Below are 11,872 nucleotides of genomic sequence, written 5' to 3'. Positions count from 1 at the left end.
TTCCACATGACTTGGTCAGGTTCCACTACAGTCGAGATCACGATGACGGAGGTGGGCACATGGCAGAGCCAAGAGAAACGGTAAGCGTCGAGGACAGGTGGCCCGGTCTGGACCCGAAGCCCGGCGAGATCGACCTGACGTCGAAAGAGCAGCTTGTCAACATCCTCAAGGATCTGGCCGGTGCGCTGGAACGCCTCGAAGGACTGGAGGTCGGCTCGCTGCCCGACCTCAAGCGTCGTGCCCTGCTCATGAAGCCGGTCGTCATGGGGGGCTGGCCGGCGGGCGATGACTTCTTCGACGCGACCACCAATGCCTATACCTATGTCAGCCATATCTACGAGTCCATCAACTACAAGTTGCGAGCCGCGATCCAGAAGATCAACGACGGGGGCGGCCTCCTCGTGGACGTCGATGATCTGAACAAGGGGAGGCAGAGCGTCTGATGGTGGATGTCACGCCGAAGGAATACCCCGTCAAGGTCAAGGGCGCTGACTTCGAAGTCCACGGCGACCAGGCGGTGGAAAAGGTCAAGAGCATCATCGAGGGCCTGGACGCGCGCGCCATCGAGAAGGCCGGGGCCGCATACCTCAGCGCCGGCACCATGCTGGCGCAGCTCATGAAGACGATCGAGGACGCCGCCTTCGCGATGGCGAAGATCTGGGGCGAGAAGTCGTCCGTCGACGCGCAGCAGTCCCTGCGCGCGATCTACGTCACCACGAAGAACCTGACGGGCTCCTGCAATGTGATAGGTCGTCAGCTCGAATCGCTCGGCAAGACCGTGATTCCCGCCTACCGCGATTACGGCGGGGATTACTCCTGGGCCGAGGGGCCCTCATGGACGCACGGCATCCCGGACCTCTGGGTCAACACCAAGGGTGACGGCGGCATGTGGTTCACCTCCGACAACGGCGCCGCCAAGGAGCATCTCAAGAACTTCCAGAAAGAACTCCAGACCATTCACGACCTGCTCCCGGAGTCGGTGCGCGAAGACCTGCCGGACATCACGCAGCAGAACGTACCGCCTCCCCAGATCACGCCCCCCAAGATCCCGAACCCCACCGTTCCGACGCCCAACTTCGCCAACACGGGCTACGACCCGAACACCGGTGGCTACAAGCCAGGGAACGGCGACTCCACGGGCAAGTGGCCGGACTACACCTTCCCTGACGGCAACGGGTCCGGCGGGAACGGGTCCGGTGGCAACGGCTCAGGCGGGAACGGGTCCGGCGGGAACGGGTCCGGTGGCAACGGGTCCGGCGGCAACGACCCGAAGTACCCCGACTACCCCGGATCGGGCGACGGCTCGTCCACTGCTCCTCCAGGCGGAAGCGGAGTCAACCCCGTGAAGCTGCCCCACGACCCCACAACAGGTATGAACACTCCCGACGCGCGCACCACCGAACTGGCCGACTTCCAGCGGCCCAACTTCGACAACCCGTCGAACAACCAGCAGATCGACGCCCGCACCGGGCTGCCCACGAACACCGGCACGAACACCGGGACGAACACCGGCACGAACACCGGTACCGGCTCGAACACCGGCACCGGCACGGGAACGGGCACCGGCACGGGATCGGGAGCGGGATCGGGCGGCTACGGGTCGGTCGCCCCGGCGAGCGCGCGCGGCGCCAACGGCCTCGGCACGGGCATGCCCATGCCGCTGGGCGGCGGAGCGCCGCACGGCCAGCAGGCGCAGCAGAGCGACCACTCGACCTGGCTGCTCGAGGATGAGGACGTGTGGGGCGGCGCCGCCGACGGCGTCACCAACCACACCCTGGGCCACCAGAACCCCAACCCGAGCCAGCAACAGGTCTAGCCGGGCAGCGCCGCCTGGACGGGGGTGACGGTGCCGAGCGTCACCAGCAGCCCCCGTCCCGGCGGCCCGCCGACCGCGCCGCGCGGCAGTCGTACGGTGAACAGGTCGCCGTCGGCGGGGCTCTGCACCGACAGCAGCAGTCCCGTGCGCGACTTGCGGGTCTCGGCGACGAAGCCGCGGTAGGCGGTCGCCAGGTCGGCCGTCGCGCCCGCGATGATCAGGCCGTGCTCGCCGTCCCTGCCGGTTCTGAGCGTCTCCTCCAGGAGCTGTCCCAGGGGCGAGTCGGGGTTGACCAGCTCGGCGTCGTCGACGACCAGGACGTACCGGTCACGGCCGGACAGCAGCTCGCCCAGCCCGGCGGCGTCGCCGTCGAGGACGGCCAGCGCGCCCTCCAGACCGCGCAGCGGGCTGCGGCGGGGACAGACGGCGGCGACGGGCGTGCCGGTGGCGACCAGCGACCGGGCCGCGGTCAGCAGCGAGGAGGAGCGCCCCGACCGGGGCGGGCCGGCGATCACCGCGCCGGGGCCGTGCGCCAGCAGGTCCACGCCGACCGGGGCGAGCGCGTCGCCGCCCACCCCGAGCAGGGCCCACAGCGGACCCTTCGGCGCGGGGCCGAGCTCCAGGGCCTGGCTCGCGGTCACGCGCATCGGCAGCGCGTCGACGCGCAGCGGCGGCTCGCCCTCGGGCTCGCGGGCGCGGGCCAGCTTCTGCAGCGCGGCGACCTGCGCGGGACCTGACGGGTCGGGGTCGAGCAGCGCGATCTGGCTCTCCACGACGCCCTGCTCCCGCACGGACAGCGCGCGGCCCTGCGGCATCGCGGCGGGCAGGTCCTTCACCGGCAGCCCGGCCAGGCCGTAGTCGGCCGGATCGGCCAGGCGGAGGACCAGCCGCTCGTCGAAGACCGTCGACACCTGGCCGAGCAGCGCCGAACGGTCGCCCGTCACCACCGCTCGCAGCCCCACCGCCGGCCCCTCCCTGAGCAGCTGCAACAGCCCCTCGGTGAGCCTGCCGTAGTCGTAGCCCTCGAACGCGGCGACGTATCCCTCCCACCTGTCGAGCATCAGCACCAGCCACGGCAGCCGGTGGCCCGCCGCCCGGTACTCGGCCAGCGAGGCGTGACCCGCCTCGGCCAGCAGTTGCTGCCTGCGGCCGACCTCCTCGCGCAACCCGGCGAGCAGCCGTTCGACCCGGTCGAGCTGGTCGCGCGTCACGACCGCGCCGCAGTGCGGCAGCGCGACCAGCGGCAGCAGCGCGCCGGACCCGCAGTCGACGGCGTGGACGTGCACGTCGGCGGGGGAGTACCCGGCGGCGATGGCGCCCGCGATCGTGCGCAGCGCGGTGGACCGGCCGCTGCGCGCGGCGCCCGCGATCAGCAGGTGCCCGCCCCGCTCGAGGTCGAGCCGCAGCGGCCGCCGCGCCTGCGCCCACGGCAGGTCGCTCACCCCGAAGGCCAGCGCCTCCGGCCGGTCGAGGACCACCTGCTCGGGCAGCGGCGGCAGCCACGGGCTCGGCTGCTCGGGCACGCCGGCCCGCTCCGCCGCCACCGCGATCGTGTCGGCCAGGATCGCCAGGTCGCTGATCGCCGGCCCCTCGAGGGGTTCGGGCGGCGGCGGCAGCGCCCTTCCCAGCGCGTGCCAGCCCAGCTCGACCGCCCGCAGCCGCGCCTGCGCGTCGCCGGGCGCCCGGCCGCCCACCCGCGCCGCCTGGACGGCGACCGCCGCCCCCGCGCCCGACCTGACGTAGCACCGGCCCGGCGTCGCCTTGGAGATGTGCGCGGCGTCGGGAAGGCCGATCACGTCGGCCGACTCGGCCGCCTCGGTCACCCTGAGCGCGATCCGCAGCGAGGTGTTGGCCTGGATCTCGGCCGTCACCACACCGGCCGGCCGCTGCGTGGCCAGGATCAGGTGGACGCCGAGCGACCGCCCCCTGCGCGCGATGTCGACCAGCCCCGCAACGAAGTCGGGCAGCTCGGCGACCAGCGCCGCGAACTCGTCGATGATCAGCACCAGGCGCGGCAGCGTGCCGTCGTGGTCGTCGATGTCCTTGGCGCCCGCCTCCAGCAGCAGCCGCTCCCTGCGCCTGAGCTCGGCGGCCAGCGAGGTGAGGGCGCGCTGGGTGAGGTGGCCGTCGAGGTCGCTGACCATGCCGACAGTGTGCGGGAGCCTGGCGCAGTCCTTGAACGCCGCCCCGCCCTTGTAGTCGATCAGCACGAACGACAGCTGGTCGGGCCGGTTGCGCGCGGCCAGCGCGCAGATGAGGGTCTGCAGCAGCTCCGACTTGCCCGCGCCCGTCGTGCCGGCGACCAGGGCGTGGGGGCCGTCGGCGGCGAGGTCGACGGTGAACGGGCCCTCGGGTCCGACGCCGAGCACCGCCCGCGTGGTCGGCGCGGACCACTGGACCGGCGGGTCGAGCAGGTCGAGCAGGCGCACGGCCTCGGGCAGGCTGCCCGACGGGTCGTCGCGGGAGACGTCGCGAAGCGGCGACAGCGCCCTGGCCAGGCGCTCGCACCACGACGGCGGCACCCGGTCGGCGAGCGCGGCGCCGAGAGCGTCGAGGCCGCCGCCGCGCAGCCGTACCAGGCCGTCGGGGCCGCACGTGGCGACGGTCTCGCACTCCTCGGGCAGCAGCCGCTGCTCGTCGTCGACGGCCAGGGTGTACACGCCGGCGCGCGGGCCCTGCCGCAGCACCTGCGGCATGCCGGGCAGGCCGCGCAGCACCTGCGCGCCGTCTAGCACGACCAGCACGTCGTAGGGCCGTTCGTCGTAGGCGGGCCGCCGGTCGGCCGCCTCGGGGCCGCCCAGGTCGTCCCAGCCGGTCGGGACCTTCCCGAACTCGGGGATCGAGGTGCTGAGCCGTTCGTCGACCAGCGCGGTCAGCTCCGCCACCCGCCTGCCCGCCGACTCGGGGTCGGCGCCGACCAGCGCCACGCAGTCCTCGCCACGGTGCGGCGCGCAGTGCGGCAGCCAGCGCACCCAGCCCCACCGCTCCCGCGCGTCGGTGCTCGCCGAGAGCACCACGATCGCCAGGTCGCGCGGGCTGTGCAGCGCCGCCGCCTGGGCGACCAGCCAGGCCACCAGGCCGGCGGCCTCCTCGCGCGGCCCCGTGACGCCCGCGACCCCGAGCCTGCGCATCGGCAGCGCCACCGGCACCTTCTCGCACACCGGAACGGGGTACGGCACGTCGAAGTCCAGCTCGGCCGGCAGGTCGGCGAGCCCGACGCGCAGCCGGAGCGCGTCGGCGTCGTGGATCCTGCGCTCCCACAGCCGCCCGCGCGGCCCGGTCGCCGTCAGCAGCACCTCGGCCGGGTCGGGGGCCGCCGCCCTCCTGGCCCGCTGGTCGTTCCTGCGGGCCAGCTCGACCTCCTCCTGGAAGAGGGCCAGCTCCTCGCGGTACCGCCTGACGGAGCGCTTGTGCTGCCTGCGCCCGTGGCGCCGCTCGCTCCACCACTGACCGACCATGATGAGCGGCGTCATGAGCGCGATGAGCAGGTAGTACCACTGGCCGGTGACCAGCATCATCGTCACGCCCAGCACCGCGGGCAGGAAGGCGGCCAGCAGCTGCAGCCGCATCGTCTCCACGCGCCCCGGCTCCCGCGGCACCTCGAACCCGCGCGCCGTGTCGGGCCGCTTCAGCCGTGGCGGGCGGTTGTAGGACAGGCCGCCGTCGGGGTGCGGCGCCAGGTGCGCGTCGGCGGGCTCGATCGCGGTCAGCGTGAAGATCGAGGAGCCGGCGGTGAGGAAGGCGTGCTCGGGCCATTCGACGGCGGCGGTGACGGGCTCGCCGTCCAGCAGGATGCCGGGGGGCTCACCCGCCGGCGGGGTGTCCCGCAGCGCCAGCTCGTCGAGCTCCTCGGCGTACCTGCCTTTCGCCTTCTTCCTGGGCGGCTCGGCGGGCGGGCGTGGCGGTGGCTCGACGGTGATCTCGGCGGGGGTGATCCTCACGACCGCGGCCTCGGCGGCCAGCGCCGGATCCCGTACGGCCATCGCGCACGTGAGGTCGGCGCCGATGACGTGCACGCCCAGGCCCAGGCGGTGGACGGCGCCCGCGTCGGGGCCGCCGACGACCCTGACCTCGGCCACCCCGCCGGGCTCGGCCACCACGGTCAGGCCGGCCAGGCGGGGGTCGAGGGTGATCGTGTCGCCGTCGCGCAGGACCGCTCGGGCGGGCGCCCTCGGGTCGGCGGGCCGGCCGTCGCGCCACACCGTCGGCCCCCCGAACCCGAGACCGGTGTCGCTCACCGGAGGGGCCGCCACGCGCGGCGCGTCACGCTGCCGGGGGATGCGGGGCGGTTCGCCGAGTCCGTACGGCGCGCGGCTCCTGGGCAGGCGGACCACCTTGGCCAGCGGCTCGCCGGGCGGCTCGGCCAGCGCCTCGGCCACCTGGGCGACCGTCGTGGCCGCGGTGCCCTCGATCACGACGTCACGGTCGCCGCGCTCGTCGAGCACGGTGAGCATGATCCGCATGTGCCGTCTCCTCGGGATCGGACCGGCGGCCACGCTAACGCGCGCCTGCCGTACCCGCCGCCCGGACGACGACATCGGCATGAATCCTCGCGGGACCCGACCCCGCGCCCCGGGTCAGGAAGGGGGGCGCCGGTGTGCCCGCGTGCGGTCCTTCAGCTCCTCGGCCTTCTCCTCCAGCAGCCCGGCGTACGCGTTCACCTCGGCCGTCACCTCGACCAGGTTCGACGCCGCGCGGTGCAGCCGCCCGACCACCCGCGAGGTCGCGGGAGCGCCGGCGACCCGCGCCACCCAACGCCGGCGGAGCCGGGTGAAGAACCCACCCATCCTGCTCATGTCGCCCAGCATCGCACAGTTTGAACAGGTTCAGGGTGACGGGCGCGTGAATTCTGTGACCAATGTGGTTGCTATCACTGAATAACGGGGCAATTCAAGTGACTTTAATGAACGGGTCTGGTTGACAGCCTCCCACCTGCGAAACGAGCATTAGTCCTCGCATTCGGGCCCCGCGCCAGGCCGGTAGATGCACATAATGGCCTGAATTCCGCAAATTCATCATGGGAGCCCCCCACCTATGAGGACCAGCGAAAAACCCGCCGCCAACGCGGCGGGACCCGCAGGCGCGCTCTCCAGCAGCACGTCACGCAAGCTCCCCGTGCCGCCCCGCGAGCGGAAACCCGCGCTCGCCGCGCTCGCCGTCCTCCTCATTCTCGGTGGCGCGCTGGCCACCACCCTGCTGGTGATGCGCAGCGGCGACCGCATTTCCGCGATCAGAGTCGTGCAACAGATCGGCGCGGGTCAGAAGATCTCCCCGAACGCGCTGGAAGAAGTGCAGATAGCCGATACGGGCATCGATTATGTGGCGTGGTCGCGGCGGTTCGCGGTGATCGAGACCTACGCGAGCGTGACCCTCCTGCCCGGCACCCTCCTCACCGACCAGATGACCGTCACCGCCAGCCAGGAGCTCGGCCCCGGCAAGGCGAAGGTGGGGCTCGCGCTCAAGCCGGGACAGGCGCCCGCCGGGCTGAAGGAGGGCGACCGCGTGCAGGTCATCCACGTGCCCGGCAGGTCGGCGACCGCGCAGGGCAGGGTGCTGGCCCCCAACGCCCTGGTCCACGTCGTCGGCGCGCCCACCAGGTCAGGATCGGCCGGACTGGTCACGGTGATCGTCGACGCCACCGTGTCGCCGCAGATCGCCGCCTACGCCTCCAGCGGCGAGATCGCGGTGGCCGAGCTGCCGGGAGCGCGCTGACGTGGCGCTGATCGTGCTGGCCGCCGACAAGGGCGCGCCGGGCGTCACCACCGCGGCGACCGCGCTCGGCGCCGTCTGGCCGCGCGCCGTCCTGCTGGCCGAGTGCGACCCGGCCGGCGGCGACCTCGCCTACCGGCTGCCCGCCGCCGACGGCGGCATGCTCAACCCAGGCAGGGGCCTGCTCACCCTCGGCGCGACCGCCAGGCGCGGGCTCGAACCAGGGCAGATCCACGAGCACACGCAGAAGATCATCGGCGGGCTCGACGTCCTGGCCGGGCTGACCCACGGCGAGCAGGCGGCGGGGCTCACCTGGATGTGGGGGCCGCTCGGCCGCGCGCTGGCCGGCCTGCCGTACGCGGACGTGCTGGCCGACTGCGGCAGGCTCGGCGGCCACCCGCAGACGGACGAGCTGATCGCCGAGGCCGAACTCCTCGTGCTGTTCACCAGGGCCAGCCTCGACCACGTCGCCCACCTGCGCGAACGCCTCGCCGTCCGGCCCAGAGGGCCACAGGTCGGGGTGGTCGTCATCGCCGACCCGCGCAGCTACCGCGCCTCCGTCGACGAGGTGCGCAGGATCGTCGGCGGCCAGGCGGCGTTCGTGGCGGGGCTCGCGCACGACCCCAAGGGGGCCGAACTGCTGCGCGGCCAGTGGGGCGGCAGGCTCGACCGCTCCCTGCTCATCCGTACAGCCCGCGAGCTCGCCGGACGCCTGTCCGCCCAGGTGAGGGTGCCATGACGCTCGACCACGCGCTGGTGAAGCGCTTCCGCCAGGAGGTCGGCGACCGGCTGGCCCACCAGCGCCGCCTCGACCAGGCCAACGGCATGCCCGCGATGACCGGCGAGGACGAGCGGCAGTTCGCCAGGGCGCTGATCTCCCAGGTGCTGGAGGAGTTCGCGCGCGGCGAGATCGGCTCCGGCCGTACCCCTCCGACGCTGGAGGAGGAGGAGGCGCTGGCGGCCGGGATCCACGCCGCGCTGTTCGGCGTCGGCCGCCTCCAGCCGCTGCTCGACGACCCCGACGTCGAGAACATCGACATCAACGGCTGCGACCGCGTCTTCGTCGGCTACGCCGACGGCCAGGAGCTCACCCACGAGCCCGTCGCCGAGTCCGACGAGGAGCTGATCGAGCTCATCCAGATCCTGGCCGCCTACTCCGGGCTGTCCAGCCGGCCGTTCGACACCGCCAACCCGCAGCTCGACCTGCGCCTGCCCGACGGATCGCGGCTCTCGGCCGTCATGGACGTGACGGTCAGGCCAGCCGTGTCGATCCGGCGCGCCAGGCTCGGCAAGGTCTTCCTGTCCGACCTGGTGGGCAACGGCACGCTGAGCCCCGCCCTGGCGCGCTTCCTCACCGCCGCGGTCGCCGCCAGGAAGAACATCATGATCGCCGGGTCCACCAACGCGGGCAAGACGACGCTCCTGCGGGCCCTGGCCAACGAGATCCCCGCCGCCGAGCGGCTGATCACCGTCGAACGCGCGCTGGAGCTCGGCCTCGACCAGTTCCCCGACCTGCACCCCAACGTCGTCGCCTGCGAGCAGCGCCTGCCCAACGCCGAGGGCCAGGGCGAGATCACCATGGCCGAGCTGGTGCGCAGGTCGCTGCGGATGAACCCGTCCCGCGTGATCGTCGGCGAGGTGCTCGGCGACGAGATCGTCACCATGCTCAACGCCATGACGCAGGGCAACGACGGCTCCCTGTCGACCATCCACGCCAACTCCAGCATGGAGGTCTTCAACCGCATCGCCACCTACGCGCTCCAGGCCGCCGAACGGCTCCCGGTCGACGCCACCCACATGCTCATCGCCGGCGCGATCGACTTCGTCGTCTTCATCGAGAAGCGCAACGACTACGCCTCCGGCGGCACGCTGCGGCGCTTCGTCTCCAGCGTCAGGGAGGTGAACGGCGTCGACGGGCGCGTCCTGTCCAGCGAGATCTTCGCGGCCGGGCCGGACGGCTCCGCCGTACCGCACGCGCCCGTCTCCTGCCTCGACGAGCTCACCCCCCACGGCTACGTCCCGGGAGCATGGTGATGATCGGCCTCGACCCCCTGGCCATGTTCGCCGGCGCCGGCGCCGGCGGCGGCCTCTTCCTGCTGGTCCTCTCCATCCACGGCGTCCGCCCCCGCCCCCGGCCGGCCTCGCGCGGGCTGCTCCGCACGCTGTCCACGCGTACGGCGGTGGCCGCGGTCCTCGCCACGGTGATCCTGGCCGTCACCCAGTGGCCGGTGATGGCGGTGGGCGCCGCGCTGCTCGTCTTCGCCTGGCGCGGCCTGTCCGGCGGCGCGGCCTCCGAACGGGCCGCCATGGTGCGCCTGGAAGGCCTGGCGGCCTGGACCGAGTCACTGCGCGACACGATCGCCGGCGCCGCCGGACTGGAACAGGCCATCCCCTCCTCGATCCGGGCGGCCGCGCCGATGCTGCGGCCCCACCTGCGGGCCATGGTCGACCGGCTGCACACGAGGATGGCGCTGCCGCAGGCCCTGCGGCTGTTCGCCGACGAGCTCGACGACCCCTCCGCCGACCTGGTCGTCGCGGCGCTCATCCTCAACGCCAGGCTGCGCGGGCCCGGCCTGCGCGACGTGCTGGGGGCGCTGGCGGTCTCGGCCAGGGAGGAGCTGGACATGCGCCGCCGGGTCGAGGCGGAGCGCCGCTCCACCCGCAGGTCCGTGCAGATCGTCGTGCTCACCGCGCTCGGGTTCGCGGCGGCGCTGGTGGTGTTCAACCCGTCCTACGTGGCCGAGTACCGCTCGTGGCTGGGCCAGGCGGTTCTCGTCGTGGTGGCGGGGCTGTTCGGGGCGGGGTTCGCGTGGATGCGGCGGCTGGCCCGCTTCGACAAGCCGACCCGCCTGCTCGCCCTCGACCCGCCCAAGCCCGCCGCGCACCGCCCGCCGAACGCCTCGGGCGCCTCAGGCGCCGCAGGCGACTCGGGGGTCGGCTCGGCCGGTCTGCTCGGTCCCGGCTCGGGCGGTCCGGCCGGCCCGGTCGGCTTGGGTGGCTTGGGCGGTCCGGCCGGCCCGGTCGGCTTGGGTGGCTTGGGCGGTCCGGGCGGCCCGGTCGGCTTGGGTGGCTTGGGCGGTCCGGGCGGCTCGCCGTACCTGAGAGGAGGCCTGGATGGTTGAGGGCGTGCTGGCCGGAGGGGCCCTCGGGCTCGGGGTCTTCCTCCTGACGCGGGCGATCTTCCCGGCCCGCCCCGGGCTCGTCGCCCGCCTGATGGCCCTCGACGCCGCCAGGCAGGACGCCGACGACCCGCGGCTCCCGCCGATCCTGCCCGAGGAGGAGGTCAGCGCGTTCCGGCGCGGCCTCGGGGTACGGCTGGCCCGGTTCTACGCCACGCGGGGCTGGGAGGTCCGCTCGATCAAGGCCGACCTCGCCCTCGTCGGACGCTCGTTCGAGGGTTTCCTGGCCACCAAGGCGCTGCTGGCCGCCTCGGGACTGCTCGCCTTCCCCGTGCTCGTCGGGTGGCTGACGCTGATGGAGTGGGGCGTCTCGCTGACCGTCCCGTTCTGGGCGGCGCTGGCGGTGTCGCTGGTCTTCTTCCTGCTGCCCGACCTGCAGATCAGACGCGACGCCGCGGCCAAGCGGCGCGACTTCCGCCACGTCGTCGGCGCGTTCCTCGACCTGGTCGCCATGAACCTGGCCGGCGGGCGCGGCGTCCCCGAGGCGCTCATGATGGCCGTCTCGGTCAGCGGCGAGTCGCCGAACTGGGCGATGTCCCGCATCAGGGAGGCGCTCAGCGGCGCGCGGATCGTCGGCATCACCCCGTGGCAGGCGCTCGGCCAGCTCGGCGAGGAGATCAACGTCGACGAGCTGCGCGACCTGTCGGCGGCGCTCGGGCTGGTCGCCGACGACGGCGCGAAGGTGCGCGCCTCCCTGACCGCCCGCGCCGCCACCCTGCGCCGCCGCGAGCTCGCCGAGATCGAGGGGCGGGCGGGCGAGCGGTCCCAGTCCATGCTCGTCGCCCAGCTCCTGCTGTGCGCCGGGTTCGTGATCTTTCTCAGTTTTCCCGCCGCGATGAAGATGTTGGGGTCCTGATGAACCATCCCTGGATCGTGTACCTGACGGCCTACCTCGGGGTTCGCCTGCACCGCGCCCGCACCGCCCCCACCCGCGGGGCGTCCGCCGTCGAGTGGGTGATCATCACCGCGATCATCGCGGGAGTGGCGCTCGGGCTCGCGACGCTCATCAAGACGCTGGTGGAGCAGAAGCAGTCCGACCTCCAGAACAGCTTCGGCGGCGGCGGCGGGTCCGGCGGCGACGAGTGAACCCTGGTGGCGCGGGGCGGCGGCGGGTCCGGCGCCGGCGAGTGCGCCCCGGTGGCGCGGGGCGGTGGCAGGTCCGGCGGCG

10 protein-coding genes are annotated in these 11,872 nt (G+C 73.3%); 8 read left to right on the top strand and 2 right to left on the bottom strand.

Annotated elements, in window-relative coordinates:
- The first annotated feature begins 59 nt into the window (after positions 1-59).
- Entirely contained in the window at positions 60-443 is a 384-nt protein-coding gene (locus ACWEVS_RS01285) for a hypothetical protein (protein ID WP_449920209.1), read from the top strand.
- Positions 443-1,816 carry a hypothetical protein gene (locus tag ACWEVS_RS01280; protein ID WP_452417171.1) on the top strand — a complete coding sequence of 458 codons (1,374 nt, stop codon included), beginning with the start codon at positions 443-445 and terminating at the stop codon, positions 1,814-1,816. Before ACWEVS_RS01285 ends, ACWEVS_RS01280 begins: the two co-directional genes overlap by 1 nt.
- Here ACWEVS_RS01280 and ACWEVS_RS01275 read toward each other — a convergent pair.
- On the bottom strand, positions 1,813-6,279 hold the full coding sequence (locus tag ACWEVS_RS01275) for an FtsK/SpoIIIE domain-containing protein (RefSeq protein WP_452549387.1): 4,467 nt from the start codon (positions 6,277-6,279) through the stop codon (positions 1,813-1,815). The genes ACWEVS_RS01280 and ACWEVS_RS01275 overlap by 4 nt on opposite strands.
- A gap of 114 nt (positions 6,280-6,393) precedes the next feature.
- Complete coding sequence (locus tag ACWEVS_RS01270; RefSeq protein WP_449920215.1) at positions 6,394-6,612, bottom strand: hypothetical protein; 219 nt, start codon at positions 6,610-6,612, stop codon at positions 6,394-6,396.
- Between the two features lie 238 nt (positions 6,613-6,850).
- Here ACWEVS_RS01270 and ACWEVS_RS01265 point away from each other — a divergent pair, with 238 nt between their 5' ends.
- From ACWEVS_RS01265 to ACWEVS_RS01240, 6 genes are read left to right on the top strand one after another with little or no spacing between them, the layout of a single operon-like run.
- Entirely contained in the window at positions 6,851-7,528 is a 678-nt protein-coding gene (locus ACWEVS_RS01265) for a hypothetical protein (RefSeq protein ID WP_354906145.1), read from the top strand.
- A 1-nt stretch (position 7,529) separates the two neighbouring features.
- Complete coding sequence (locus tag ACWEVS_RS01260) at positions 7,530-8,264, top strand: hypothetical protein (protein ID WP_354906144.1); 735 nt, start codon at positions 7,530-7,532, stop codon at positions 8,262-8,264.
- Positions 8,261-9,559 (top strand): CpaF family protein, encoded by a 1,299-nt coding sequence (locus tag ACWEVS_RS01255; RefSeq protein WP_449920222.1) that lies wholly within the window; start codon positions 8,261-8,263, stop codon positions 9,557-9,559. Before ACWEVS_RS01260 ends, ACWEVS_RS01255 begins: the two co-directional genes overlap by 4 nt.
- Entirely contained in the window at positions 9,559-10,647 is a 1,089-nt protein-coding gene (locus ACWEVS_RS01250) for a type II secretion system F family protein (RefSeq protein ID WP_452549385.1), read from the top strand. Before ACWEVS_RS01255 ends, ACWEVS_RS01250 begins: the two co-directional genes overlap by 1 nt.
- Positions 10,640-11,560: a type II secretion system F family protein gene (locus ACWEVS_RS01245; protein ID WP_452417167.1), complete on the top strand. Its 921-nt coding sequence runs from the start codon at positions 10,640-10,642 to the stop codon at positions 11,558-11,560. Before ACWEVS_RS01250 ends, ACWEVS_RS01245 begins: the two co-directional genes overlap by 8 nt.
- The gene (locus ACWEVS_RS01240) at positions 11,560-11,790 is read left to right on the top strand and encodes a hypothetical protein (protein WP_449920228.1); all 231 of its coding nucleotides are present in this window, start codon (positions 11,560-11,562) and stop codon (positions 11,788-11,790) included. The genes ACWEVS_RS01245 and ACWEVS_RS01240 overlap by 1 nt, the downstream gene beginning before the upstream one ends.
- Positions 11,791-11,872: the final 82 nt, after the last annotated feature.

This window comes from Nonomuraea sp. NPDC003754 (assembly GCF_053605785.1).
This window is presented reverse-complemented; position numbering and strand designations above follow the sequence as displayed.

Coding starts and splice junctions, on each gene's coding strand:
- ACWEVS_RS01240 (WP_449920228.1), top strand. CDS start 11,560: ATGAACCATCCCTGGATCGTGTACCTGACGGCCTACCTCGGGGTTCGC.
- ACWEVS_RS01270 (WP_449920215.1), bottom strand. CDS start 6,612: ATGAGCAGGATGGGTGGGTTCTTCACCCGGCTCCGCCGGCGTTGGGTG.
- ACWEVS_RS01275 (WP_452549387.1), bottom strand. CDS start 6,279: ATGCGGATCATGCTCACCGTGCTCGACGAGCGCGGCGACCGTGACGTC.
- ACWEVS_RS01250 (WP_452549385.1), top strand. CDS start 9,559: ATGATCGGCCTCGACCCCCTGGCCATGTTCGCCGGCGCCGGCGCCGGC.
- ACWEVS_RS01285 (WP_449920209.1), top strand. CDS start 60: ATGGCAGAGCCAAGAGAAACGGTAAGCGTCGAGGACAGGTGGCCCGGT.
- ACWEVS_RS01280 (WP_452417171.1), top strand. CDS start 443: ATGGTGGATGTCACGCCGAAGGAATACCCCGTCAAGGTCAAGGGCGCT.
- ACWEVS_RS01265 (WP_354906145.1), top strand. CDS start 6,851: ATGAGGACCAGCGAAAAACCCGCCGCCAACGCGGCGGGACCCGCAGGC.
- ACWEVS_RS01245 (WP_452417167.1), top strand. CDS start 10,640: ATGGTTGAGGGCGTGCTGGCCGGAGGGGCCCTCGGGCTCGGGGTCTTC.
- ACWEVS_RS01255 (WP_449920222.1), top strand. CDS start 8,261: ATGACGCTCGACCACGCGCTGGTGAAGCGCTTCCGCCAGGAGGTCGGC.